Source organism: Burkholderia sp. MBR-1 (assembly GCF_013822785.1).
GTDB lineage: Bacteria > Pseudomonadota > Gammaproteobacteria > Burkholderiales > Burkholderiaceae > Burkholderia > Burkholderia vietnamiensis.
This window is the reverse complement of the sequence record NZ_CP053611.1, coordinates 904281-928737: the sequence shown is the minus strand read 5'-3', so window position 1 is coordinate 928737 and position 24457 is coordinate 904281. Positions and strand designations below refer to the sequence as shown.

General features: G+C 65.8%; 18 protein-coding genes and 3 pseudogenes. 16 read left to right on the top strand and 5 right to left on the bottom strand.

The window, feature by feature from the left end; all coding sequences use genetic code 11:
• From pqqC to pqqE, 3 genes are read left to right on the top strand one after another with little or no spacing between them, the layout of a single operon-like run.
• Positions 1–720, top strand: coding sequence for a pyrroloquinoline-quinone synthase PqqC (gene pqqC / locus MBR110_RS28535; protein WP_046425562.1), 720 nt, complete (start codon positions 1–3; stop codon positions 718–720).
• On the top strand, positions 717–998 hold the full coding sequence (gene pqqD / locus MBR110_RS28530) for a pyrroloquinoline quinone biosynthesis peptide chaperone PqqD (RefSeq protein ID WP_011880606.1): 282 nt from the start codon (positions 717–719) through the stop codon (positions 996–998). Before pqqC ends, pqqD begins: the two co-directional genes overlap by 4 nt.
• Before the next feature lies 1 nt (position 999).
• Positions 1000–2124, top strand: coding sequence for a pyrroloquinoline quinone biosynthesis protein PqqE (gene pqqE / locus MBR110_RS28525; RefSeq protein ID WP_014726238.1), 1125 nt, complete (start codon positions 1000–1002; stop codon positions 2122–2124).
• Between the two features lie 40 nt (positions 2125–2164).
• Here pqqE and MBR110_RS28520 read toward each other — a convergent pair whose 3' ends face one another.
• On the bottom strand, positions 2165–3223 hold the full coding sequence (locus MBR110_RS28520; protein ID WP_258570021.1) for a DNA topoisomerase IB: 1059 nt from the start codon (positions 3221–3223) through the stop codon (positions 2165–2167).
• Between the two features lie 418 nt (positions 3224–3641).
• On the opposite strand from MBR110_RS28520, the gene MBR110_RS28515 reads away from it, so the two are divergent.
• The 4 genes from MBR110_RS28515 (at position 3642) to yjfF (ending at position 8296) form a co-directional block, all read left to right on the top strand.
• Complete coding sequence (locus tag MBR110_RS28515; RefSeq protein WP_034194609.1) at positions 3642–4604, top strand: ABC transporter substrate-binding protein; 963 nt, start codon at positions 3642–3644, stop codon at positions 4602–4604.
• A gap of 70 nt (positions 4605–4674) precedes the next feature.
• Positions 4675–6189, top strand: coding sequence for a sugar ABC transporter ATP-binding protein (locus MBR110_RS28510; protein WP_059622252.1), 1515 nt, complete (start codon positions 4675–4677; stop codon positions 6187–6189).
• On the top strand, positions 6186–7211 hold the full coding sequence (locus MBR110_RS28505) for an ABC transporter permease (RefSeq protein ID WP_059458291.1): 1026 nt from the start codon (positions 6186–6188) through the stop codon (positions 7209–7211). The genes MBR110_RS28510 and MBR110_RS28505 overlap by 4 nt, the downstream gene beginning before the upstream one ends.
• Positions 7208–8296: a galactofuranose ABC transporter, permease protein YjfF gene (yjfF, locus tag MBR110_RS28500; RefSeq protein WP_059462485.1), complete on the top strand. Its 1089-nt coding sequence runs from the start codon at positions 7208–7210 to the stop codon at positions 8294–8296. Before MBR110_RS28505 ends, yjfF begins: the two co-directional genes overlap by 4 nt.
• Before the next feature lie 198 nt (positions 8297–8494).
• On the opposite strand, the gene MBR110_RS28495 is transcribed toward yjfF, so the two are convergent.
• Positions 8495–10849, bottom strand: a complete 2355-nt coding sequence (locus MBR110_RS28495; protein ID WP_059462499.1) for a sensor histidine kinase — start codon at positions 10847–10849, stop codon at positions 8495–8497.
• On the bottom strand, positions 10842–11666 hold the full coding sequence (locus tag MBR110_RS28490) for a response regulator transcription factor (protein ID WP_011880598.1): 825 nt from the start codon (positions 11664–11666) through the stop codon (positions 10842–10844). The genes MBR110_RS28495 and MBR110_RS28490 overlap by 8 nt, the downstream gene beginning before the upstream one ends.
• Positions 11667–13433: 1767 nt before the next feature.
• On the opposite strand from MBR110_RS28490, the pseudogene MBR110_RS32390 reads away from it, so the two are divergent.
• The 4 genes and pseudogenes from MBR110_RS32390 to MBR110_RS28470 form a co-directional block, all read left to right on the top strand.
• Positions 13434–13691: pseudogene (locus tag MBR110_RS32390) on the top strand (response regulator); the annotation flags it as partial.
• Between the two features lie 106 nt (positions 13692–13797).
• Positions 13798–14163, top strand: a complete 366-nt coding sequence (locus MBR110_RS32385) for a winged helix-turn-helix domain-containing protein (protein WP_309486126.1) — start codon at positions 13798–13800, stop codon at positions 14161–14163.
• 280 nt (positions 14164–14443) lie between these two features.
• Positions 14444–15043 (top strand): annotated as a pseudogene (locus MBR110_RS28475) (YadA family autotransporter adhesin); the annotation flags it as partial.
• Positions 15044–15155: 112 nt separating this feature from the next.
• Positions 15156–15687: pseudogene (locus MBR110_RS28470) on the top strand (OmpA family protein); the annotation flags it as partial.
• A gap of 40 nt (positions 15688–15727) precedes the next feature.
• Here the strand turns inward: MBR110_RS28470 and MBR110_RS28465 are convergent.
• On the bottom strand, positions 15728–16888 hold the full coding sequence (locus tag MBR110_RS28465) for a porin (RefSeq protein ID WP_011880592.1): 1161 nt from the start codon (positions 16886–16888) through the stop codon (positions 15728–15730).
• 1699 nt (positions 16889–18587) lie between these two features.
• Here MBR110_RS28465 and MBR110_RS28460 point away from each other — a divergent pair.
• A complete protein-coding gene (locus MBR110_RS28460; protein ID WP_011880589.1) occupies positions 18588–19640 on the top strand; it encodes a GlxA family transcriptional regulator in 1053 nt (350 codons plus the stop codon).
• An 88-nt stretch (positions 19641–19728) separates the two neighbouring features.
• Here MBR110_RS28460 and MBR110_RS28455 read toward each other — a convergent pair whose 3' ends face one another.
• The gene (locus MBR110_RS28455) at positions 19729–20190 is read right to left on the bottom strand and encodes a GDP-mannose mannosyl hydrolase (protein ID WP_011880588.1); all 462 of its coding nucleotides are present in this window, start codon (positions 20188–20190) and stop codon (positions 19729–19731) included.
• Positions 20191–20336: 146 nt separating this feature from the next.
• Between MBR110_RS28455 and MBR110_RS28450 the strand changes: the two genes are divergently transcribed.
• The 4 genes from MBR110_RS28450 to MBR110_RS28435 all read left to right on the top strand — a co-directional run bounded on the left by MBR110_RS28450 (position 20337) and on the right by MBR110_RS28435 (position 24425).
• Positions 20337–20672 (top strand): hypothetical protein, encoded by a 336-nt coding sequence (locus MBR110_RS28450; RefSeq protein WP_124260117.1) that lies wholly within the window; start codon positions 20337–20339, stop codon positions 20670–20672.
• A gap of 308 nt (positions 20673–20980) precedes the next feature.
• Positions 20981–21238, top strand: coding sequence for a hypothetical protein (locus MBR110_RS28445; protein ID WP_060081981.1), 258 nt, complete (start codon positions 20981–20983; stop codon positions 21236–21238).
• Positions 21239–21852: 614 nt separating this feature from the next.
• Positions 21853–22815, top strand: coding sequence for a GlxA family transcriptional regulator (locus tag MBR110_RS28440; protein ID WP_059895250.1), 963 nt, complete (start codon positions 21853–21855; stop codon positions 22813–22815).
• Between the two features lie 92 nt (positions 22816–22907).
• Entirely contained in the window at positions 22908–24425 is a 1518-nt protein-coding gene (locus tag MBR110_RS28435; protein WP_175658124.1) for a mannose-1-phosphate guanylyltransferase/mannose-6-phosphate isomerase, read from the top strand.
• The last annotated feature ends 32 nt before the right edge of the window (positions 24426–24457 follow it).

Below are 24457 nucleotides of genomic sequence, written 5' to 3'. Positions count from 1 at the left end.
ATGAACGCACCGATTCCCGCCGCGGCGCTGCACGCGACGCCCTGGAGCGCGCAGGAGTTCGAGGCGCGCCTGCGCGCGCTCGAATCGCGCTATCACATTCATCATCCGTTCAACCGGCGGATGAATGCCGGCGAATGCTCGCGCGAGCAGATTCGCGGCTGGGTCGCGAACCGCTTCTACTATCAGATCAGCATTCCGCTGAAGGACGCGGCGATCCTGTCGAACTGCCCCGACCGCGAGACGCGCCGCCTGTGGGTCGAGCGGATTCTCGACCACGACGGGCACGGCGAGAGCGAAGGCGGCATCGAGGCGTGGGCGCGGCTCGGCGAGGCGGTCGGCATCGAGCGCGCGCAGTTGTGGTCGCTCGAGCGCGTGCTGCCGGGCGTGCGCTTCGCGGTCGATGCGTACGTCAACTTCGCGCGTCGCGCGCCGTGGCAGGAAGCCGTGTGCTCGTCGCTGACCGAGATGTTCGCGCCGCAGATCCACCTCGACCGGCTGGCCGGCTGGCCGTCGCACTACCCGTGGATCGAGGCCGACGGCCTGCAGTATTTCCGCAGCCGCGTGCCGCTCGCGCAGCGCGACGTCGAGCACGGGCTCGCGGTGACGCTGAGCCATTTCACGACACCTGACGCGCAACGGCGCGCGCTCGACATCCTGTCGTTCAAGCTGGATGTCCTGTGGCAGATTCTCGATGCGATCGAAAAGGCATATCCCGCATGAACTCGAACGAAGCCGTCAGCGGCGTGCCGCTGCGCCCCTCGCTGAGGGGCATGTACCGCCTGCAGTGGGAGGCGGCCCAGGACGCATACGTGCTCCTGTATCCGGAAGGGATGGTCCGGCTCAACCCGAGTGCCGGCGAGATCCTCGTGCGCTGCGACGGCACGCGCGAGCTCGACGACATCATCGGCGAACTCGAGCAGTTGTTCAGCACGTCGGATCTTGCGTCGGACGTCTACCGCTTCCTCGATCATGCGCGGCTGCGCGGCTGGCTCGACTGACATGGACACGACCCCCGATCAGAACCGGCCGTCGGCGCCGCTGTGGCTGCTTGCGGAGCTCACGTACCGCTGCCCGCTGCATTGCGCGTTCTGCTACAACCCGGTCGATTTCGCGACGCACGGCGCGGAGCTCGACACCGACGCGTGGCGCACTGTGATCAGCGACGCGCGCGCGCTCGGCGCCGCGCAGATCGGCTTTTCCGGCGGCGAGCCGCTGCAGCGCGACGATCTGGAAGAACTGGTCGGGCATGCGCGCTCGCTCGGCTTCTACACCAACCTGATCACGTCGGGCGTGGGCCTGAACGCGACGCGCATCGAGCGGCTCAAGGCGGCCGGCCTCGATCATATCCAGCTGTCGCTGCAGGATTCGACGCGCGAGCTGAACGACTTTCTCACCAGCACGCGCACCTTCGACCTGAAGCGCGGCGTCGGGCGGCTCATCAAGCAGCACGGCTATCCGATGGTGCTGAACTGCGTGCTGCATCGGTACAACCTGCCGCACGTGGGGCAGATCATCGAGATGGCGCTCGATCTCGGCGCGGATTTTCTCGAGCTCGCCAATACGCAGTACTACGGCTGGGCGATGCTCAACCGCGACCAGCTGATGCCGACCGCCGAGCAGTTGCGCGACGCGGAGGAAACGGTCAACCGCTACCGCAAGCTGGTGGGCGAGCGCTGCAAGATCCTGTTCGTCGTGCCCGACTACTTCGAGCAGCGGCCGAAGGCGTGCATGAACGGCTGGGGCTCGGTGTTCCTCGGCGTCGCACCCGACGGCGCCGCGCTGCCGTGCCATGCGGCGCGCTCGCTGCCCGGCCTCACGCTGCCGAACGTGCGCGAGCAGTCGCTGAAGGAGATCTGGTACGACAGCGACGCGTTCAACGCGTTTCGCGGCGACGGCTGGATGCGCGAGCCGTGCCGCACCTGCGACGAGCGGCATGTCGATCATGGCGGGTGCCGCTGCCAGGCGTACATGCTGGCCGGCGATCCGGCCGAGGCCGATCCGGTGTGCTCGAAATCGGCCCATCACGGCCGGGTCGAACAGGCCGTGCAGTTCGCCCGCCGCGAGCAGCGGCAGGACGAGCGTCCGCTGGTGTTTCGCAGCACGGCGAATTCGCTCGGGCTGTAACGCCGACCGCGGGCCGGCGCGGCCCGCGTCACTTCCCGCGTCATTTTTTCTGCGGCCGGGCCGAGCGGCGCTCGGCCTGCTCGAGCAATGCGACGAACGCCGCTTCGTCCGCGCGCAGCCCTCGCGGCTTGCGCGTCACCTCGAACGTGTCGAGCAGGCCGGCCTCGAACGTGTCGAGCACCACCGGATGGATGTAGCAACGCCGGCACACGGCCGGCGTGTTGCGCAGGATGCCGGCGACGGTCCGCACCGTCTCGACGATCTGCTTGCGCGCCTGCGTGACGCTCTCGTGCGGGATGCGCCTGAGCAGCGCCAGCGCCTGCACGCTGCCGGCCCAGGTCCGGTAGTCCTTCGCGGTGAACTCCGCGCCCGCCGCTTCGCGCAGGTAGTCGTTCACGTCGGACGAGCCGACCGAATGGCGCGCGCCGTCGTCGTCCAGATACTGGAACAGCTCGTGCCCCGGCAGCTCCGCGCAGCGTCGCACGATGCGGCCCACGCGCGGGTCCTGCACCGTCACGTCGTGCTCGATGCCGCTCTTGCCGGTGAAGCGCAGCCGCACCTGTCCGGGCCGGATCGTCACGTGGCGCTTGCGCAGCGTCGTCAGCCCGAACGACGCGTTCTCGCGTGCGTATTCGGTGTTGCCGATCCGCGCCAGCGTGGTGTCGAGCAGGCGGACGATGGTCGCGACGATCTTGTCGCGCGGCATTCCCGGCAGCGCGAGGTCGCGCGCGACACGCGCGAGGATCCGCGGCAGCGCAGCCGCGAAGGCGGCCATCCGCGCGTACTTGTTCGCGTCGCGCGTCTCGCGCCACAGCGGGTGATAGCGGTACTGCTTGCGCCCGCGCGCGTCGCGGCCCGTGGCCTGCAGATGGCCGCGCCGGTCCATGCAGATCCACACGTCGGTGTACGCGGGCGGAATCGCCAGCGCGTTGATGCGCGCGATTTCGTCGGGGTCGCGGATGCGCTGGCCGTCCTGTCCGTAATACGCGAAGCCGTTGCGCACGCGCCGGCGCGTATAGCCGGGATGCCGGTCGTCGACGTGGCGCAGCGCGGCGTCCACCCGCGCGCCGCCGTTCGAGCGGGACGGGCGCTTCGTCATGCTGCAGCGCGGCAGGCGGCGGCCGGGGGCCGCGCGCTGCGATTTCGGTTCGCGTCCGGCACGCATCGCGGTTCTCCTTGTCTTGAACGAGCCTGAGCGCCGGAGCAAGTTGCGTGCGCCGCGTCGCCGGCGCCGCTCCAGGGCCGATTGCACGGCCTGCGGCACGGCTCGCGGTGGCGCGCGCCGCGGATCAGTGTTTATACGTATGCCGATAGTTGTATCGCTTCAATCCAAGATTTCATTGGCAGGTTATCGGACTTGTTCCTAGACTGATGCGGGGCGTCTATTCCGGGCCGGCCGCAAGCGCCGGCTCGCGGGGCCCCGCACCGCGCCCGCGCGACGCAGAACCACAACAGCGCAGCGCGGCACCGCGCCACGCCGGCGCCGCGGCATACAACGACATCATCGGAGACGGACCATGACATTCATCAGGAAGCTGGCGACCGGCGCGATCGTCGCGGCGGCGACGCTGCTGACCACCGGCGCCTACGCGCAGCAAAAGCAGATCACGCTCGGGTTTTCGCAGGTGGGCGCGGAGAGCGCGTGGCGCACGGCGAACACCGTGTCGGTGAAGAGTGCGGCGAAGGAGGCCGGCATCAACCTGAAATTCTCGGACGCGCAGCAAAAGCAGGAGAACCAGATCCGCGCGATCCGCTCGTTCATCGCGCAGAAGGTGGACGTCATCGCGTTCTCGCCGGTCGTCGAGTCGGGCTGGGAGCCGGTGCTGACCGAAGCGAAGGCGGCGCATATTCCGGTGATCCTGACCGATCGCGGCGTCGACGTGAAGGACCCGTCGCTGTACGTGACGATGATCGGTTCCGACTTCCTCGAGGAAGGGCGGCGCGCGGGCCACTGGCTCGAAGAGCGCTACAAGAACGACGCCGGCCCGATCAACATCGTCGAGCTGCAGGGCACGGTCGGCTCGGCGCCGGCCAACGACCGCCGCGCGGGCCTGCTCGAGGTGATCAAGAACAATCCGAAGTTCAAGGTGATCGCGTCGCAAAGCGGCGACTTCACGCTCGCCGGCGGCAAGCAGGTGATGGAAGCGTTCGCCAAGACCTACGGCAAGCAGATCAACGTCGTCTACGCGCACAACGACGACATGGCGCTCGGCGCGATCCAGGCGATGGAGGAGGCCGGCATCAAGCCCGGCAAGGACGTGAGCGTCGTGTCGTTCGACGCGACCAAGGGCGGCTTCCAGGCGATGGTCGCGGGCAAGATCAACGTCGACGTCGAATGCAGCCCGCTGCTCGGCCCGCAGTTGATGACCGCGGTGAAGGACGTGGTGGCCGGCAAGCAGCTGCCGAAGCGGATCGTCACGAACGAGACCGTGTTCCCGATGAACGTCGCCGCGCAGGTGTTGCCGACCCGCAAGTACTGAGCGTCGCTTGCGGCGCGGACGGTGGCGCGACGGCCGCCGTCCGGCCACTTCAACGAATCGAGGGCGATCCATGACGAATCCGCCGGTGGTCGAGATGATCGGCATCGACAAGGCGTTTCCGGGCGTCAACGCGCTGCAGCGCGTGAACTTCAGGCTGTTTCCGGGCGAGATCCATGCGCTGATGGGCCAGAACGGCGCGGGCAAGTCGACGCTGATCAACGTGCTGACCGGCGTGCATGCGCACGATGCGGGCGAGATTCGCGTCGGCGGCGCGCCGGTGAACTTCGCGGCGCCGCGCGAGGCCGAGGCGGCCGGCATCCAGACGCTGTACCAGGAGGTCAACCTGTGCGCGAACCTGTCGGTCGCGGAGAACATCTTCGCGGGCCGGCAGCCGATGCGGCGCGGCGCGATCGACTGGAAGGCGATCCATGCGCGTGCGCGCGACGCGCTCGCCGAGCTCGACCTGTCGCTCGACGTCACGCGCTCGCTCGACGCGTATCCGATCGCCGTGCAGCAGATGGTCGCGATCGCGCGCGCGGTGTCGGTCGACGCGCGCGTGCTGATCCTCGACGAGCCGACTTCGAGCCTCGACGACGGCGAGGTCGCGCGGCTGTTCGACGTGCTGCGCCGGCTGAAGGCGTCGGGGATCGCGATCCTGTTCGTCACGCACTTTCTCGAACAGACCTACGCGGTGTCCGACCGCATCACCGTGATGCGCAACGGCGAGCGCGAAGGCGAGTACCTCGCGCGCGAGCTGCCGGTCGACCTGCTGGTCGCGAAGATGACCGGCCGCGAGCCGGTGTCCGGCACGCTGCAGGCGGGCGCGGCGGCCGTGCAGCGCGATGCCGGCGCGAGCGCGCCGTTTCTGTCGATGCAGCGCGCCGGCCGGCGCGGGATGATGAGCCCGCTCGATCTCGACGTGCGGCCCGGCGAAATCGTCGGGCTGGCCGGGCTGCTCGGCTCGGGGCGCACGGAGACCGCGCGGCTGGCGTTCGCCGCGGAGCGCACCGACACCGGCGCAATCGAGATCGACGGCCGGCGCGCGCGGCTCGCGTCGCCGCACGACGCGGTGCGCAACGGCATCGCGTATTGCCCCGAGGACCGCAAGAAGGAGGGCATCGTCGCCGCGCTGTCGATTCGCGAAAACATCGTGCTCGCGCTGCAGGCGCGGCGCGGCTGGTGGCGGCTGATCGGGCGGGCGCGCCAGCGCGAGCTTGCGGACACGTACATCGAGCGGCTCGGCATCAAGGCGCGCGACGCCGAGCAGCCGATCGGGCTGCTGTCGGGCGGCAACCAGCAGAAGGTGCTGCTCGCGCGCTGGCTCGCGACGGAGCCGAAGCTGTTGATTCTCGACGAGCCGACGCGCGGCATCGACGTCGCCGCGAAATTCGACATCATGGAGCGTGTGCTCGCGCTGTGCGCGCAGGGGCTCGCGATTCTGTTCATTTCGTCGGAGATCAGCGAAGTGGTGCGCGTGAGTCACCGGATCGCGGTGCTGCGCGACCGCCGCAAGGTCGCCGAACTGACCGGCAGCGATGCCTCGGAGGAGCAGGTGTACCAACTGATCGCGGGAGGCCGCTCATGATGCGGCTGCGTTCGCTGTTTCGTCATTCGCTCGCGTGGCCGGTGCTGACGCTCGCGCTGCTGTTCGCGCTGGACGTCGCGCACCGGCCGGGCTTCCTGTCGATCTCGCTGCTCGACGGCCATCTGTTCGGCGCGCCGATCGACATCCTGAATCGCGCGGCGCCGCTCGTGATCGTGTCGCTCGGGATGACGCTCGTGATCGCGACGCGCGGCATCGACATCTCGGTCGGCGCGATCGTCGCGATCGCCGGCGCGGCGGCCGCGATCGTGCTCGACGGCGATCCGTCGCGCGTCGGCGTCGCGCTCGCCGCGGCGCTCGGCGTCGGGCTGCTGGCGGGCGCATGGAACGGCGTGCTGGTCGCGTTCGTCGGGATGCAGCCGATCATCGCGACGCTGATCCTGATGGTCGCGGGGCGCGGGATCGCGCAGCTGCTCACGGGCGGGCAGATCATTCCGATCGGCGCGCCCGGCTACCTGGCGCTCGGCGGCGGCTATCTCGCGGCCGTGCCGTGTTCGGTGTGGATCGCGATCGCGACGATCGCGGCGATCGCATTGCTGGTCAACCGCACGGCGCTCGGCCTGTTCATCCGCGCGATCGGCGTGAACCCGGTCGCGACGCGGCTCGTCGGGCTGCGCGCGGGGGCCGTCGTGTTCGGCGTCTATCTGTGTTCCGGCGTGCTGTCGGCGCTTGCCGGCATCCTCGCCAGCTCGAACGTGCGCAGCGCCGACGGCAACAACGCAGGGCTGCTGCTCGAACTCGACGCGATCCTCGCCGTGACGCTCGGCGGCACGTCGCTGCTCGGCGGCCGCTTCAGCCTCGCGGGCTCCGTGCTCGGCGCGCTGATCATCCAGACGCTGACCTACACGACCTATTCGATCGGCGTGCCGCCCGAGGCGACGCTCGTCGTCAAGGCGATCGTCGTGATCGTCGTCACGCTGATCCAGTCGGACGCGGCGCGCGCGCTGGCGCTGCGTCACGCGACGCGCGCGCTGCGCGCCACCACCGGAGCGACGCCGCGATGAACCGATTCCTCGCACGGCTCACCGACCCGCGCACGCTGCCGATCGTCGTGACGATCGCGCTGTTCGCGGCGCTGTTCGGTTTCGGGTCCGTGATGTATACGGGCTTCTTCTCGATGCAGGTGCTGACCGGGCTGCTGGTCGACAACGCGTTCCTGCTGATCGTCGCGATCGGGATGACTTTCGTGATCGTGTCGGGCGGCATCGACCTGTCGGTCGGCTCCGTCGTTGCGCTGACAACCATCCTGTGCGCCGTCGGCGCCGAGCGGCTGCATTGGCCGGTGTGGGCCATCGTGCCGATCGTGCTGTTGTTCGGTGCGCTGTACGGCGCGGCGATGGGCGCGCTGATCCACTACTTCCGGCTGCAGCCGTTCATCGTCACGCTGGCCGGGATGTTCCTCGCGCGCGGCGCGTGTTTCCTGATCACCACGCAATCGATCACGATCAACGAGCCGACGTTCCATGCGCTCGCGGGCATCAGCGTGCCGCTCGGCGGCGGCATGCTCAGCGCCGGTGCGCTGATCGCGCTCGCGACGCTGGCCGCCGCGATCTACGTCGCGCATTTCACGCGCTTCGGCCGCAACGTCTACGCGATCGGCGGCAACGAGCGCTCGGCGTTGCTGATGGGGCTGCCGGTCGCGCGCACGAAAGTCGGCGTGTATGCGTTGAGCGGCTTCTGCTCGGCGCTCGGCGGCGTGGTGTTCACGCTGTACGTGCTGTCCGGTTACGGGCTGCAGGCACAGGGAATGGAACTCGACGCGATCGCCGCGACCGTGATCGGCGGCACGCTGCTCACGGGCGGCGTGGGCTACGTGATCGGCTCGGTGTTCGGCGTCGGCATTCTCGGCACGATCCAGGTGCTGATTACGTTCGACGGCACGCTGAGCTCGTGGTGGACGCGCATCGTGATCGGTGCGCTGCTGTGCGTGTTCTGTCTGCTGCAGCGGGTCATCGAGCGGCACGCCGCACGGCGCCGCACCGGCGGCAGCGGGCTCGATCCGAAGCGCGCGACGCGGGAAACCGCTCGGCCCGCGGCCGCTGCGCCGGGCGACGACGCGGCACTGGTGTCGACGATGCCGCGGTTGTAGCGTGAGGACGGTGCGGGCCATGCGGCGGCGCGGGGTGCATGCGTGGCGCGCTGGCCTCGCACCGCACACCGCACACCGCACACCGCACACCGCACACCGCACACCGCACACCGCACACCGCACACCGCACACCGCACACCGCACACCGCACACCGCACACCGCACACCGCCCGACGACGGCCTGCGCGCATACCGCGATCAGGCCGGCCCGGCGAGGTCCGGCTCCGCGTCGAGCGACGGCGCACTCGGTGCATCCACGATGCCCGTATGCTTCAGCGCTGCGGCCAGGCGTTCGATCGCTTGCAGGTCGAGCGTGTCGAGCCGCTCCCGCACGGCATGCACGAACGCGGCATGTCGCGGCGCGGGCGCATGCTGTCCAAGCCATTCCTCGATATCGGTGAGGCGGCCCTCGCCGGCCAGCACGATCAGTTCATCGAGTGCATCGTCGGGCGGACAGCGCATCCCGCGCGCATCGGCGAGCAGGTCGATCTGTTCCGCTGGCTGCACGGTGCGCGCGAGCGCGGACGCCGGGATCAACGCATGCCCGAGCGCCGGTGCGACGATCTGAAACGTGAACGACGTGCCCACGCCCGGCTGGCTCGATACGGCCAGCTCGCCGTTCATCGCGCCGACGATCCGCTGCGCGATGAACAAGCCGAGGCCGGTCCCGCCGTTCACGGCCTGCACCTGCCGATACGCGCGGAAGATGTCGGTCGTCTGGTCGAGCTCGATGCCGATGCCCGTGTCGGCGACTTCGAACACCAGCCGCCACGCGCCCGCTTGCCGGTACGCGCCGATCGACAGCGTGACCGTGCCGTCGCGCGTGAACTTCGACGCATTCGACAGCAGGTTGAGCAGCACCTGCTGCAGCCGGATGCCGTCGATCGTCAGCTTGCGCGGCAACGGCGTCAGCGGCCGGTAGTCGAAGCGGTTGTTCTGCTGCGCACACAGCGCGAGCGCGTAGTCGCCGATGTCGTCGAGCAGGCCGGGCAGGTCGGTCGCGTCCGGCGCAATGCCGAGCGGCTGCAGCTCGGCGCGCGTGTACTGCAGCAATTCGTCGATCAGCGTGAGCTGGTAGCGGATGCTGCGGTCGATCGAGCGGATCAGGCGCGCCTGGCCGGGCGTCGCGGTTTGCAGCAGCAGCTTCGCGTAGCCGTGGATGGTCGACAGCGGCGCGCGCAGGTCGTGGCTGACGTAGCCGAGCGTCTCGATCTTCTGCTGCATGTGCGTCTTGACTTCCTGCAGCGCGTCGTTGAGGGCGACCGTGCGCTTCGCGACCTCGTCGCGCAGGCGGTCCTGTTCGGTGAGTTGCCAGTGCTCGAGGCGCTTGCGCGCTTCGGTGCGCTGACGGCCCACGTGGTTGATCCACGCGGCGAGCACGAGCAGGTGCGTGGCGAGGCCGATGATCGCGATCACCGGGTTCGGATAGATGTCGGATCGGAGCCACGGCAGCCAACCGGGAATCGCGCCGCGCGCGTCGAGCACGCGGATCAGCATGTTGAATCCAGCGAACGAGATCGCGATCAGCATCACGCGCGCGGTCGGCGTGCGGCGGAACGCGAGGATCAGCGCGAGGCTGATGTTCATCACCGCGAGCGCCGCGTTCACCCGCAGGCTGAGCCACGTGAACGTCAGCAGATCGCCGCACGCGGCGCCGGCCATCCCGACGCATTCGAATGCGAGGAACACCAGGTACGCCGCGCGCATCGGCATGCCGGTCTTTTCGCGATCGGCGATCAGCAGAATGAACGCGATGAAGCATGCGAGCGACAGATACACGGACACCATTTCCGCGCGCGCCGACCATTCGTACGCACCGGGCCACAGGTACAGCGCGGTGTAGCCGCGGTAGGTCGCCTCGAACAGCGCGGTGCCGAGCGCCAGCAGCGCGAGCACCGCGAACGTGCCGCTGCGCGAGAAGAAGCCGATCAGCAGCGCACACCACATGAGCGCGAGCAGCCCGCCGAGAAAGCCGAAGTCCCACATCGCCGCGCGCAGCTCGTACGCATGCCACGCGTCGCGCGTGAATGCGCTCGGCGCGAGCTTCAGTTCCTTGCGCGACGTGACGCGCACCAGCACCGGCAGCCGTTCGCCGGCGTCCAGTGTCGCGGGGAGCACCGGATATCGCGACACCGGTTCGCCCAGGCTGCCGTCGCGGGCCGGGAAGCGGCCGGCGAGCGTCCATTGGCCGCCGTGTTCGACATAGAAGTCGGCGCGATCGACGCGCGCGTCGCGTATCGCCAGCACCATCGGCTGGCGGGTCGCCGCGCGGTTCACGAGCGTTGCGCCGACCCACCACGCGGAACGCGAGAATTCGATGTTGAACGACGGCCGCGCCGGCTCGGCAGCGCGACGTTGACGCTCGGCCACCCGCGTCGCGACCTCGCTCGCCGACAGCGCCGCGCCCGGATCCTCGAGCAACGCCACTGCCTCGAGCCGCGCGGGGTTGTCGTCGGCCGCGGCCGCGGGCGCGGCGTATGCGGCGAGCAGCGCCAGCACGAGCCGCACGAGCAGCCCGAACGCATACGCGGCCGACGCGCCGCGCCTACGCATGGTCATGCGACGGCGGCTGCGCATCGACCGTCGGGCGCTGGCGGCGCCAGTCGGACGGCGTGACGCCGAAGCGTTCGCGGAACGCCGTCGCGAAGTTGCCGGGCGTCGAAAAGCCGATCTCCTCGGCGATGTCGCCGATGCCCATCGACGTCGCGGCGAGGAAGTGCTGCGCCGCGCGCAGCCGCGTGTCGCGCAGATATTCGAATACGGTCTGTCCGAGATGATCGCGGAACACGCGCGACAGCCGCTTCTCATGGGTGCCGACCTGCCGTGCGAGTTCGTCCAGCGTCGGCGGGTTGCGCAGTTCGCGCAGCAGGATGTCGCTGGCCGCGCGCACCAGCGCGGTGTCCGGGTGATCGGGCAGCTCGGGCAGATGCGCGAACGGCTGGCTGCGCCGCGCGCGTTTCAGGTGATTGCGGATTCGGGCGATCACCTCGGCCGGCTCGAACGGCTTCACGATGTAGTCGAGCGCGCCCGTCTCGAGGCCCGCGATGCGATCGTCGAGATCGCCGGCGGCCGTCAGGATGATGACCGGGATGTTCTGCGTGTCTGGCGTCGACGCCAGCAGCCGGCACGCGGCGAAGCCGTCCATGCGAGGCATCCGGACGTCCATCAGGATCAGGTCGGGCACGATCGCCTGGGCGCGGTGATACGCCTGCAGGCCGTCGAACGCGACGCTGATCCGGCACCGCGCGGAGCGCAGGATCTCGGTCAGGAGCCGCAGGTCGTTCGGGCGGTCGTCGACGACGAGAATATGTGCGCCGACGAGCTCAGGCGTGGCGCGGAGCGACGCCGGACTGGACGAACGGGATGGCATGGTTGCGAGCGCGTTGGAGAGGGTTGGCCTGGGCTGGCTCGATGCATCTATGTGCGCGATTATTGCGAAAAATTATAGGTCGACGGCGCGCGCCGCGGTAACGATTCCGTGCAATCCGTGTGGACTTGATTGACAGCGCACGGCACGCGCGGCGCTGCGCGGAGCAATCGCGAACGGATCAACAAAAACCGTGCCGCTACGTCCGCTGAATGCCGGTCGTTATTTCCGAATCCGGCGAATGGAAATCGAATTGGCCCGAGCGATGGATTGAAGCGGATTTTGTCGTGCGGGACTCCGTACGCATTGCAGATCGAATTCATCGTTTTATCGTCTCCGTGAGCGGGCATCGTATTTATTGGGCGTAAAAAAAGCGTTCACACTCGGCATCCGTCGCGATGCGCGATTGTATGAATGTAAATATCGTCCGGCCGTGAAAACATTTCGTCCGCTCGGGCAAAGGTTTGCGAGCTGGAATGCCTGCAAACTAGCCTCGAAGCAGTGGAACCGGTTTGGCCAATCAACTGGTATTCCACGCGAAATTCAACGGTCGAAGCGGCGCTTTGTTGCGCTCGGCGCTCGATGTGACATCGCGTACTTATGTTCCCGGAGTCTGGGATTCCGAGGCTGCGACGACCGTAGGCACGAGGGCCGTTGCGAGCCGCCTATCCTTCGAACGCACTGACGCGGAAAACGAAAGAAAGGACGCGGAACCGGACGAGAGTTTGACACAGCAGAAAGACAGAAATAGTTAAATAAAGTCAGTTTATAAATGTGATGTCGTGGTCATGCGGTCAATCACTGAATGTTGTGGAAAAACTGGAAAATAGTGGGATGCCGGAATGAAAAATGGGTGAGTGAACTTGCGTCGATCGCCGGTCGCGCGGTTCATCAGGCGGCGGTCGCGCGCGACGTTTCGTGAGTCGCGCGGCATGAAAAGAAATGAACATGGCGAACTCGGCGGATCGATGTGCGGGACAGATCGAACCGGTCGTGGCTGTCGGTGTTCGCGAGCACGCAGCGCGTGCGTCGGCTCAGCGGTGGGTGTCGCGACGTCGCTGGCGCGAACCAACCCGTGGCGCCGGTCGGCATGCGTTCGTTCGGCGACTTAATGGCGTCGTCCGGCGGAATCCGGCGTTGCACGCGCATCGGTGTGATGACGCGGGCCGGCGGCGTGCCATCGCATGATCGCCGCCTTCGGCTGCGGCGATCCAATGAGGCGCGAGGGCGTCCGCGAAGCACGCCGGCTGAGCATGTATGGCTGTTGCGCTCAAACATCTGTCGTCACATGACAAACCATTACCCTCATGCGAAAATTCGCCCGGCTTTTGGCTCGCCAACGACTACAGCGTCGGCGGATCGTTCGGATCGGAAAAAATTGCTCGTGAGTGTTCCGGACGCAAACGTTTGCCGTGAAACCGGCTGCGCGACGCGGCCGATTCCATCCGTACCACCGAAACACATGCAGCCCGATGAAGGCCTGCAACCATGAGCATCCCGATGCTGAGAGCCCCGTGGAACGCCCATAACGGGCCTGCTGGACCATTCGCGCCGTACCTACCGGTCGCGCGAGGTAGCGCGACGAATGCGAACCGCCATGATCGTGGGCGCGGACGCGCGCGCTGTTTGGCTCTGCACCGTACGCGCATGATTCGTTCGTATCCCATACGTATCCCATACGATGTCGTGCCCGCGGCGAAGCGACGACGGCCAGGTCGCTCGTCCGCCGATGACGAGGATGACCGCTGATGCGTGTGTTGATAGTCGAAGATGATCCCGTTCATGCGAAGGCGCGCCGCGCGGGTAGTGGAGCCGCTCGGTCATGAGGTGATCGAAGCGGCCGACGGCCAGGAGGCGCAGCGGCTGCTGCGCGCCGAGCCGTTCGACCTCGTGATCCTGGACTGGCTGCTGCCGGGCATGAGCGGCTTCGAAGTGCTGTACTGGATCCGCCGCACGCTGGGCGCCTCGCCCGCCGTGCTGTTCGTGACGAGCAAGACGCTGGAAGACGAGATCGTGCTCGCGATGGATGCGGGCGCGAACGACTACATCGCGAAGCCGTTTCGCGTCGCCGAACTCGCCAGCCGCGTGAACGCGTTGCTGATGCGCTCGGCGCGCTACCGACCGCTGCGGCGCGATCGCAGCCGGCGACTACCTGCTCGATCCGCGCGAGCGCACGATCACGCTGCGCGGTGCGCCGATCAAGCTGACGCCGAAGGAATTCGATCTCGCCGAACTGTTCTTCAACAACGTCGGCAAGCTGCTGTCGCGCAAGCTGGTCTGCATGAGCACGTGGGGGCGCGAGCTCGATCCGGAGTCGCGCACGCTCGATACGCACATCTACCGGCTGCGGCAGAAGCTCGAGCGCTGCCCGGAAACGGCGTGCGGCTCAGTGTCGTCTATACGCACGGCTATCGCCTCGAAGCGGTGTCGTCGTAGCGCGCTCACGGCGGCGCGGCGGCGTTGCGTCAGCCCGCCGAGCCGGTGTCGCCGGCCCGGCTGACGCCGGTCGGACTCGAGTGCGAGTGAGCTGCCGCTGCGCCACGCGCATGCATGACGAGCCGCCTCTGATGCGCGGCGACGACGCACACTTGCCCGCCGGCTTCATCCGCGAATGCATCGTGATGGGCGCGTTCGTGCTGCTGGTGTGCGTGTCGCTGAGCGCGTCCGGCGTGCTGCGCCGCGCCGATCTCCTGTTCTTCGACATCGTGCAGCGGCTACTGCTGATGCGGCCGTCGCCGCACAAGATCGTGCTGATCGCGATCGACAGCGCCAGCGCGCACGGCTCCTACACGTCGAATCCGGCCGGCGGCAACGTGCCGCCCGGGGGCGAGCGGTTCGAATTCGTCGGCCGGTTGCTCGGGCTCGGTTGCGTCGGGCTCGAACAGCACGGCGGTCGGCAACAGTTCGACGGCGTCGGGCAACGACTCGACGGCGCTCGGCGCGGGCAGCAACGACGGCGGCCGCTCGAACGTCGTCGCGGTCGGCTCGGCGGATTCGGCGCGGCAGGTGGTGAACGTCGCGGCCGATACGCAAGGCACCGACGCGGTGAACGTGAATCAGCTGAATGCCGTATCGAACCAGTTCACGCAATCGCTGAACACGGTGAACAACCAGCTCACGCAGATGCAGCGGCCGATCCAGCAGACCGATTCGATGGCGCGCGAGGGATCGCCGCGACGGCCGGGATGGCGTCGATTCCGCACATGGACCGCGATTCGAGCTTCGCGATGGGGGGCGGCACGGCGACGTTCCAGGGCCGGAAAGCCATGGCAGTCGGCGTGCAGGCGCGCATCACGGAGAACCTGAAGGCGACGGTCAACGGCGGTTTTGCCGGCAGCCAGCGCGTGGTCGGCGCGGGCATGCTGTATCAGTGGAAGTAAGCGGCGCAGCGGCATGCGCCGGCACGCACGGCCGACGCATGCCGCGTCGCACCCCGAACACCATCGCACGCGCATGCGGCCGCGCCCCTCGCATTTGCGGAGCTTTACGTGAACCGCGTCGGGGCCTACGTTCAACGCCTATGAACGGCAGTCGCGGGACGGCATCAAGACGTTCCGTGTCGATTGCCACGGCTTCCTGTCGAGCGAGAAGACCTGCATGAAGGTCGCGACGCGCATGTGCGGCAGCGAACCCGTGCGCGTGGTCGATTCGACGACGCCGTACTGCACCGGCGCCGGCCGAGAAGGTCACGCTCACCGGAGACGCCTATTTCGCAACCGACTCGGCCGTTCTGACGCCGGCCGCACGCGCCGCGCTCGGCGCGTTGCTGAACCATCATCGCGACATGCATTTCGCCCGCGTGGACGTGGACGGCTATACCGACTCGACCGGCTCGGCCGCGCATAACCAGGCGTTGTCGAAGCGTCGCGCCGACGCCGTCGCGGCGTACTTGCGCGAGCATGGACTGCAGGCCGACGCGTTCGCGGCCGCGGCGCACGGGCCAGCGAACCCGGTCGCGTCGAACGATATGCAAGAAGGGCGCGCGCGCAACCGGCGCGTCGAGATATCGCTGCACGCGCAGTGAGACTGCGGGCGCCGACGCGGCCGGCTGCCCGCGACGGCGATCAGAACCGGTGACGGAGTCCCAGATTGACCATGGTCTGGGACTTCGTGCCGTTGTAGCCGTATGACCCGATCGAAGCCTCTGCCGCCATCGAGCCGCCGGCTCCGTCGGCGGTCGTGCCGCTGGCATGCTGATACGCGGCCGTCATGTAGACGTCCGTACGTTTCGACAGGTTGTAGTCGGCGCCGAGCGATGCCTGGTGATAGTTCGCCGCGGTGTCGCCGCCCGACTTCGTGAAGCTGTAGCCCACGCCGACCAGCAGCGCCGGCGACGCCTGATAGTTCAGGAATCCTTGCGCGGTGTTGTAGTGCTCGTTGCTCGCGAACACCGAGGCGCCGTCGCGTCGGTACTGCGAATTGCTGTAGCCGGCCCCCACCGTGAATGCGCCGAACACGTACTGGCCCGCCACGCGCGCGATGCCGATCGAATGCGCGCTCTGATAACCCGTGTTGATCGCGCCGTCGAACGTGCCGTCCGACGTGCTCGACCATGTCGTGCGCGTGCCCGCGGACGGGTTCGCGTTCGCCGCGTAGAAGTATCCGCCGGCGAGACTCAGCGGACCGTTGGTGTACGACACGCCTGCCGAATACGACTGCTTCGAGCCGGTGCTGCCCGCGACACCGCCCAGCGAATACATCGCCGCGAACTGGAGGCCGGCGAACACCGGCGACGTGTACTTGATCGCGTTGTCGACGCGGAAGCTGTTGTCGTAGTTGTCGACGTCGCCGGCGGTCGCGAACGCGCTGCCGAAGTAGTTGTCGGCAGTGATCGGCTGGACGAGATCGATCAGCGGATCGTACTGGCGGCCGAGCGTGAGCGAACCGTACTGATTGCTGGCGACGCCGACGTAGGCCTGACGGCCGAACATGCGGCTGCCCTGGCCGAGACCGCCGGTGCTCGGATTGAAGCCGTTCTCGAGCTGGAAGATCGCCGAGAGGCCGCCACCGAGGTCCTCCGAGCCCTTCAGACCCCAGCGGCTGCCCGACAGGTTGCCCGCGCTGCTGTTGCCGAGCGCCCAGAGATTCTTGCTGCCGTCGGCGTGATTCACGTACGTCAACGAGGTGTCGATCGTGCCGTACAGCGTGACGCTCGTCTGCGCGTGCGCTGCACCGGCCACCATCAACGACGCGATCGTCAGGATCGGAAAAGTTGCTTGTTTCATGGTCTCTCCGCTTTGTGTGCGTGTTTGCGTTCGAATAGTGCAGTGCAGCGTACATCGAGATATTTTTGTGCGGAAATTCAGGGGTGCGATGTGTCGTGGAAAAGAAACGGGGATCGGTATGTCCCGGACATGTGGGGCGAGGGCGATTTGCGATGCTGTTGATTGATATCGAGCGGATTACGATACTGGGCGCCGTTTTATTTGATCTATTTTCGAGAAGGCAATGGATCTAATAAGGTGTATTCGGACAAAGTCTTGTCTAGATCGGACGGTGAAATTTGGCGGATTATTATGGGATTCTTAGTTTCGTGTGTGACGGTAGATCGATCGTTTTCGCTTTCCATGCGGTGTTCAAAGCTCACCGCCGACGCCGAGTGCTGAGAGTTTCAAACCATTTTTAGCATCGATTGATAAACAGAAATACTGTACGGGATTATTGCCGCTGCGCGAGCTGAATCTTATTCTTATGGAACGGTTGTGCGATGCTTTCTCGTCGTGCAGTATGTCGATGGTGTCCTGTCGGATTGAAGCCGCGTTCTTTATGCGCCTGAATTGTCACCATGTGATGGAAACTGATTCGCCGTACGGTGCACTCCGGCCACCCGCGGGTGTGCCAATAAATTTATGCAGTCACGTGGGCAAGATCGGCGTGATTGTGTGCAATACAGGCGCCGAGAAAGCGATCGTTCGTCAACATCGCGAAACTCTCGCGTTGGCGAATTGACATGAGTAGCGCGAATCCGGATCCGATTCGGCGAGGCATGCAACGAGCGATACGGCCCATGTCTTATCCGACAGCGATCCGGGCTATTTGCCGAAATCGCGCGGTGAGGTATGGCGCTCGACATCGAATGTGCGTGGCGCTGGCAATCGTGCAACATCCGTTGTTCTAACTATCGGTGATCCGGTACGGATTGTTCCGTCTCGTTCGCATACGGCGCGAGCTGCGGTGGCGTTGGGGCCTGGCGGAGTCCGGTGGCGTTGCAGGGCGCGTTGCTCGTCACGCGCCTGACACATTCCGCAGGCAGTCGGCGGGCGTGTGCGGCCCCGGACCACTGCGCGACGGTGCCCACTTGCGTGTCGGACACGATCTGCTTGTCACGGCGGGCAACCCGCAAAAAGCGCGAGTTCCCGCTGTCACTTTTAATTACGGCGTGTTACTGGATATTAAAGCGTTGCCAGGACGACATGCGACGGCCGGCGAATAAGTGTTCTAGAACCAATTGTGCGGGATTCCACATTCTGCGCAAACGTTAAAATCGACAGGCATATTGCCCTGCGATGTACTGCCGGTAGATACGTTTGATCACCGGTGAATGGCTCGTGAGATCCGTTGCGGCTGCTAATGCCGAGCACCGCTTCAATGACGTGAACTCGCGATACCATCGGCGCCGCCGCGCCATATCCATTTGGGCCCCGCAGCCGCAACGGCACACGAACAACGCCCGCAACGCACGCATTCCATACAGCGGCGCGATACATTGCAAAAATATTAAGGCAATGACCTGGATCAAGGGAGGTCAATTCCGCGGCGGTCGGCGTGATTGATTTTCTTGATTACCAACAAATAATTGGTAACGGATCGCCGTCTTGATTGATTCCGTCAACAATGAGGCGAGATCGGACACTGACGGAACGGCGGCGTATTTGCCGCATATGATGCGCTGCAGAAAATGCAAAAAATTGTTAAAGGGCCGAGATGATGCTGACAGTGCCGAATGTAATTACAACGGGGTCGCGAGTGAGCGGGGATCGGGGTCGAACTATCGGTCGTCGACGTGACAGCGTAATCATTCTGTTGCTCGACGGTTTTTCCATTATGCAAATGGGCAGGCTGGCTGCAGTATTCGAACTCGCCAATCGGCTCGAGCGCGTCAATGCGTCGTTTGAGGACCGTTATGAATTGCGGCTTCACTCGAGTCATGGCGGCGCCGTGCGCTCGTCGTCGGGCGTGCAGATCTGGACCGACGCGCCGCGTCCGCTCGATACGAGCAGCGTGCAAGCGATGTTCGTGCTGGGCGGGCAGGGGCGGGTGAACGGGCTCGACGAGCCGTTCATCGGCTGGCTGCATCATGCGCATCAGCGTGCGCGCGTGGTCAAGGGGGACGGCGCCGGCGTCGAAATGCTGAGCGCGATCCGGTTGAACCAGAAGACTCCCGAGACCGTGCCGCCCGCGCTGCAGGCGTCGTTGGCGGTGTGCAATCCGGGCGAAGCCGAGCAGAGCAGCGATGGCGACGAGGGCATGTTCGCCGCTGCGTTGTCGATCGTCGTGCGCGATGCCGGCTACGAGATCGCGCAGGAAATCGTCGCCTGCATGATGCCGGGCGCGAGCCGCAAGTTCGCGAGCGTGTTGTTCGGCGCGCAGGAGGCGCGCGCCAGCGAATTGATTCGTGCTGCCGCGCTTCATCTGCGCGCGAACAGCGCAAATCGCATCTCGATCGCCAATGCCGCTCAGGCGGCGGCGATGAGCGAGCGGAATTTTCTGCGGCGCTTCAAGAACGAGATCGGCGTGACGCCCACCGAGTTCGTGCTGCGAGTGCGGCTCGAGAAGGCATGCTGCATGCTGGTCGAAACCGACTTGCCGGCCGACAAGGTCGCGCGCCGTGTCGGTCTCGGCAGCGGAGACCGTCTCGCGAAGCTGTTCCGACAGCATCTGTCGATGTCGCCGACCGAGTATCGCGCGGCCGCTCGGGACCGCATGATCGCGTCCGCGGACGGCGTCGAATGGCGCAACGGCACGTTCCGCCGCTGAAACGCAGCGTCGCATTCGCCGTGGGTGTGATGGCCGGCGTCTTGCTGGCCGATTCGGGAATGTGCGCACGCGTGGCTCGGGGCGGTGTTCAGCGCGCGGGCGCGAAGTAGGCCTGCGTGTTCGGATGGATCGACCGGTCGGCGGCAATCTCGTCGGCAGTCGCCCATCGGTACGCGGTGTGCTGCGCGTTCGGAAGCGATACGAGGTTCAGATTGCCGCGCAGCTTGTATCCCATCACGACGTAATGTGTCGTGATGTCCGGTGCACCGCCGAAGTTGTCTTCATAGAGATGATCGTAGATGCCGACCAGCTCCGCGTCGGCGCGCTCGAGATCGCTGCATCCGAGTTCATCGCGCGCAATCCGTCGAAATGCATCGTCGAGGCGTTCGTTCTTGTGAATGCGTCCGCCAGGCACGAACCAGAAGCCCTGAGCGGGACGGTTGGTGCGATGGCCGAGCAGGTATGCGCCGTCCTCGTTCGAGATGATCAGGTCGATCGCAACGAGCGGCGTTGCGTCGACGATGCGCAAGAAGGTATCGAGCGGCAACATGGCGGAGAGGCTCCATGAAGTTTGTGGGAATGTGCCGGCGTCGGATCGCGATGGCGTTTGCGTCGGTCTGTGAATCGGTGTGCCGATTTCGTAGACCCACAATGCCGCGGAGTTGTCGCCGACGGTGTTCATCATCATTGCCCGGCATGATCGCGCTCGTCGGTCAAAACCTCGAAGCATTCCGCCAATTGGCGCTCGCAAATCGGCGCGTTATCGCGATGTCGTTGGCGTCGAGCGTGCGGCGCGCATCGACACAATTGCATTCGGCCATGATCGTGGCGGCAGCCGCCATCTCGATTCCGAACGATCGTTTCGGCGCTAGTCTTTGGTCTGGCCTTTCGAGGAGACGCGTTCACCCCGGAACCTCCTCGGAACTTCACCTGCGCGCGTCGCGCGCGCAGGTCTTTTTATTCAGCACGGGTCGAGCTGCAGGTGCGGCGCATGTCTTTGCCGCCGCTCGACTCGCCGACGCCACGCGATGATGCGTGCCGCCTCTATCGAAGGCGGCGATGCAGCAAGCGCCAATCTCCAGAACCTCACTCTTGCCGAACCCGACGGCACCGTGCGCTGCGCTCGACGCGTCCGTCGCGTAGCACGGCATTCACGCACGACCGCGCAAAAAACGGCTGGCGCGCTCACTAACCTTCATCTACGTCAAACGCGATCGTCAATGGCGGAATCGAGGGGAAGAATGTCATGTGCGGCATGTTGCACCGCAATGTACGCTAGCAGCAGCGAATCGCGCATCGGTTGAGTTGCGCGACTTCACCGATAACTTGGCATTGCGGATATGAACGTCGCTCTCCTGATCTTCTCGAGAATCTGCTTCATGTGGATTCTGGTCTACCTCGTGTTCAGCGTGACATCTGGCCTGTGGGCCGGTGCCCGACATGGACGTGCGATGCTGCTGCTCGAGTTTCGGCCGCGGCGGGCCCGTGGTTCGCGTGAAGTGGCGCGCGCTCGCGTATTGAAGAGAATGGCGCTCTCGGCCGTGTTCGCGCTGCCGATCGGTGTCGCGGCCCTCATCGCCGGCATAGCGCTCACATAAACGCTCGTTGAAGCGGTAAGTGATGCGCGCGACGCCGCTCATATGCGACAGCACGGGCACGCGAGACCAAACGCGGTGTTCGGTTGCCTGGCGGAATCTGCCTACTGCGGCCGCGGCCGTACGCATGGCCGAATACGCCGTATCGATGCGGCACATGCACGAGTGACACCGATTGCATGTTGCCGTCGAATCGCATGCGTTTGCCACATCGATGTGAAGGCATCGGACCATCCCGTCGCCGTGAGCCGCATCGCATTCGCATATGGCCTGGATCGATGGGGAACCTGCGAAGCGGTGCGTGAAGTGCGCGTTGGCGCGTGCTGTCGTCACATCGCAGTGCTACTCGATTCGACGCATTCGGAAGCGGCGATTCCCGCATCTCGCTCGTCATGCATCTTTCTCCAGCACACGTGCTTCATTTCGCTGCTACACGGTAGTCAGAAAACGCCAATTTCTGGCCGATCAGGGAATTCCCGCAGGCTAATCCGACGACTGTTTGTTCTGATCGGCCAGCGTTTAAACGCCACTCGGCGCCGTCGGTATGATGCATCGCAACGGAGTCAAATTACCGAGCCGGACCGAAGTCGATTGGAAGGGATGTTCGAGAGTACGCCATGACGCACACGAATGTCGCTCATTCGGTAGATGAAGCGGAAGGAGATGTTGGAGGGAGACGGTCGCGCAAGAGTCGGGAAATCGGCGTTGTCGTATTCGAGGGATTCTCGTTGCTTGCAGCGGCTGCGGTATGCGAGGTGTTCGAGGCAGCCAATGAGATCTATGCGCCTCAAGCGGCCTCGCTTCCGCTGTATGACGTTCGGTTCTATTCGTCGCGAGGTGGAAACATCGTGTGGTCGTCGGCCGTCAGCGTACGCACGTTTGCGTGCGATGCGGCGTTGGCCGATACCTTCGACGCGGTATTCGTTGCAGGTGGAGAAGGTGCGCGGCGCGCTGCGCGTGACGCGCGGGTGATCGACTGGCTGAGGGTCGTCGTGCCGAAGGCCGGCATGGTCGAGACCATCAGCGAAGGCAGGATGTTGATCGACGCCGCGCGAAGCGGTGCGCACGCGGCCGATTCAGTCGTCGTCGATTACGACGGTTACGGGCCGGCTCGCGCCGCGTTGTCTCTGGTCGAGCGCGATCTCGGCGGCGATGCGGTACGAGCGATCGCGTCGCGGCTCGCGCTGAACGACGCGCTGGTTACGGCGGAGCATGACGACGCGCGCCACGGTGCGCCCGTCGAGCGGGTACGGGCGGCAGCGGACTGGTTGCGCAGGAACTGCGATCGGTCGATATCGGTTAGCGACGCGGTGCGGGTTGCGGCAATGAGCGAACGGAACTTCCTGCGGCATTTCAAGCAGGAGATCGGAACGACACCGTCCGAGTTTCTGCTGCAGGTGCGCCTGGAGCGCACGGTGCAGCTGCTGATGGAGACCGACATGCCGATCGGCACGATCGCTCGGCAATGCGGGTGGGGAAACGGTGATCGCCTGGCGAAGATTTTCCGGCGGCACCTGGATGTGACGCCTTCGCAATATCGGTTGCAGGCCCGCTCGAACGAGGACGTGCGACCGATTTAGCAAACACGGGATGTGCCGCGGCGACGGGACGGCGCACATCTTCTCGGATTTTCGAATCGAATCATTGCCCTGAGAGAATAGGAGTGCAGATCATGTCGGCATTCACCGAGACAGCACACGACGAAACGGGATCGGTCGATCCCGACCGCGGCGACGCAGTGCGGGCGAAGGTTCGAGTCGCGCCGGTCATTCTCGCGGGTGGATCGGGGTCGCGCTTGTGGCCCATGTCGCGCGAGCAATATCCGAAACAGCTGATCGGCGTGCTGGGTGCCGACTCGCTGCTGCAGGCGACGGTTCAGCGCATGACCGGCTTTACAGCTGGCGAGAGCGAAGTGTCGGCGCCGATCGTCGTATGCGGCGATGAACACCGCTTCGTCACGGCGGAGCAGCTTCGTGCGAGCGGGCTCGCCGCAAGCATCGTCGTCGAACCGGCGCGACGCGATACGGCACCTGCACTGACGCTCGCCGCAGCCGTGGCGCATGCCGATGGCCAGGACGCGATCGTCGTCGCGATGCCGGCCGATCACGCCATTGCCGATACTCCGGCGTTTCACCGTGCGATCGCATTGGCGGTCGAGCATGCACGGCGCGGTGCGATTGCGACGCTGGGCGTGCCGCCCACGCGTCCGGATACCGGTTTCGGCTACATCAAGCTCGGCGAAGCGCTCGACGGCGGCGCGCATCGCATCGAGCGATTCGTCGAGAAACCGGCTGCCGAACTCGCCGCGCAGTATGTCGAGTCGCGTACGTACTGGTGGAACAGCGGGATCTTCGTCGTGCGTGCGAGCGTGTGGCTCGACACGTTGCGTGCGCTGCAGCCGGACATGCACGCGGCCTGCCTCACTGCGTACGTGCAAGGTAAGACCGACGGCCCGTTCTTTCGCCCGCATGAGGACGCGTTCCTGCAGTCGCCGGCGGATTCGATCGACTATGCCGTGATGGAGCGCCTGGCGTCGACGGCGGTCGGGGCCGAGGGCGTGGTCGTGCCGCTCGATGCGGGCTGGTCGGATCTAGGCTCGTGGGACGCCGTGTGGGAGGCGCTCGACAAGGACGCCGACGGCAACGTCGGTCGCGGCAAGGTCGTATTCGAGGGCGCGACGTCGAGCTTCGTTCATTCGGAAGGGCGACTCGTCGCATGCGTAGGCGTGACCAATGCGGTGGTCGTCGAAACGGCTGACGCCGTGCTGGTGGCGGATCGCTCGCGTGTGCAGGATGTGAAAGGCCTCGTGAGTCGCATTCGCGCGCAGCAGGCGCCGGAGGCCGACGCGCACCGCAAGGTGCGGCGCCCGTGGGGCTACTACGACTCGATCGATCACGGCGCGCGCTTCCAGGTCAAGCGCATCGTCGTGCATCCCGGCGGCCGGCTGTCGCTCCAACTCCACCATCACCGCGCAGAACACTGGATCGTCGTGAGCGGGACTGCGCTCGTCACGCGCGGAGACGAGCAATTCATGCTCGGCGAGAACCAGTCGACCTTCATTCCGCTGGGCGTGACGCATCGGCTCGAGAACCCGGGCAAGTTGCCGCTCGAGCTCATCGAAGTGCAATCGGGATCGTATCTCGGCGAAGACGACATCGTGCGGTTCGATGACACGTATGGGCGTGCGTGATGCGCCGATTCGGCTGTATTCGTTGACATCAG

Excerpts from the sequence above, each read along its gene's own strand:
- pqqD (WP_011880606.1), top strand. The coding sequence starts at position 717 with ATGAACTCGAACGAAGCCGTCAGCGGCGTGCCGCTGCGCCCCTCGCTG.
- MBR110_RS28520 (WP_258570021.1), bottom strand. The coding sequence starts at position 3,223 with ATGACGAAGCGCCCGTCCCGCTCGAACGGCGGCGCGCGGGTGGACGCC.
- MBR110_RS28440 (WP_059895250.1), top strand. The coding sequence starts at position 21,853 with ATGACGCACACGAATGTCGCTCATTCGGTAGATGAAGCGGAAGGAGAT.
- MBR110_RS28495 (WP_059462499.1), bottom strand. The coding sequence starts at position 10,849 with ATGCGTAGGCGCGGCGCGTCGGCCGCGTATGCGTTCGGGCTGCTCGTG.
- MBR110_RS28515 (WP_034194609.1), top strand. The coding sequence starts at position 3,642 with ATGACATTCATCAGGAAGCTGGCGACCGGCGCGATCGTCGCGGCGGCG.
- MBR110_RS28505 (WP_059458291.1), top strand. The coding sequence starts at position 6,186 with ATGATGCGGCTGCGTTCGCTGTTTCGTCATTCGCTCGCGTGGCCGGTG.
- MBR110_RS28455 (WP_011880588.1), bottom strand. The coding sequence starts at position 20,190 with ATGTTGCCGCTCGATACCTTCTTGCGCATCGTCGACGCAACGCCGCTC.
- yjfF (WP_059462485.1), top strand. The coding sequence starts at position 7,208 with ATGAACCGATTCCTCGCACGGCTCACCGACCCGCGCACGCTGCCGATC.
- MBR110_RS28465 (WP_011880592.1), bottom strand. The coding sequence starts at position 16,888 with ATGAAACAAGCAACTTTTCCGATCCTGACGATCGCGTCGTTGATGGTG.
- MBR110_RS28510 (WP_059622252.1), top strand. The coding sequence starts at position 4,675 with ATGACGAATCCGCCGGTGGTCGAGATGATCGGCATCGACAAGGCGTTT.
- MBR110_RS28450 (WP_124260117.1), top strand. The coding sequence starts at position 20,337 with ATGATCGCGCTCGTCGGTCAAAACCTCGAAGCATTCCGCCAATTGGCG.
- MBR110_RS28435 (WP_175658124.1), top strand. The coding sequence starts at position 22,908 with ATGTCGGCATTCACCGAGACAGCACACGACGAAACGGGATCGGTCGAT.
- MBR110_RS28460 (WP_011880589.1), top strand. The coding sequence starts at position 18,588 with ATGATGCTGACAGTGCCGAATGTAATTACAACGGGGTCGCGAGTGAGC.
- MBR110_RS28490 (WP_011880598.1), bottom strand. The coding sequence starts at position 11,666 with ATGCCATCCCGTTCGTCCAGTCCGGCGTCGCTCCGCGCCACGCCTGAG.
- MBR110_RS28445 (WP_060081981.1), top strand. The coding sequence starts at position 20,981 with ATGAACGTCGCTCTCCTGATCTTCTCGAGAATCTGCTTCATGTGGATT.
- pqqE (WP_014726238.1), top strand. The coding sequence starts at position 1,000 with ATGGACACGACCCCCGATCAGAACCGGCCGTCGGCGCCGCTGTGGCTG.
- pqqC (WP_046425562.1), top strand. The coding sequence starts at position 1 with ATGAACGCACCGATTCCCGCCGCGGCGCTGCACGCGACGCCCTGGAGC.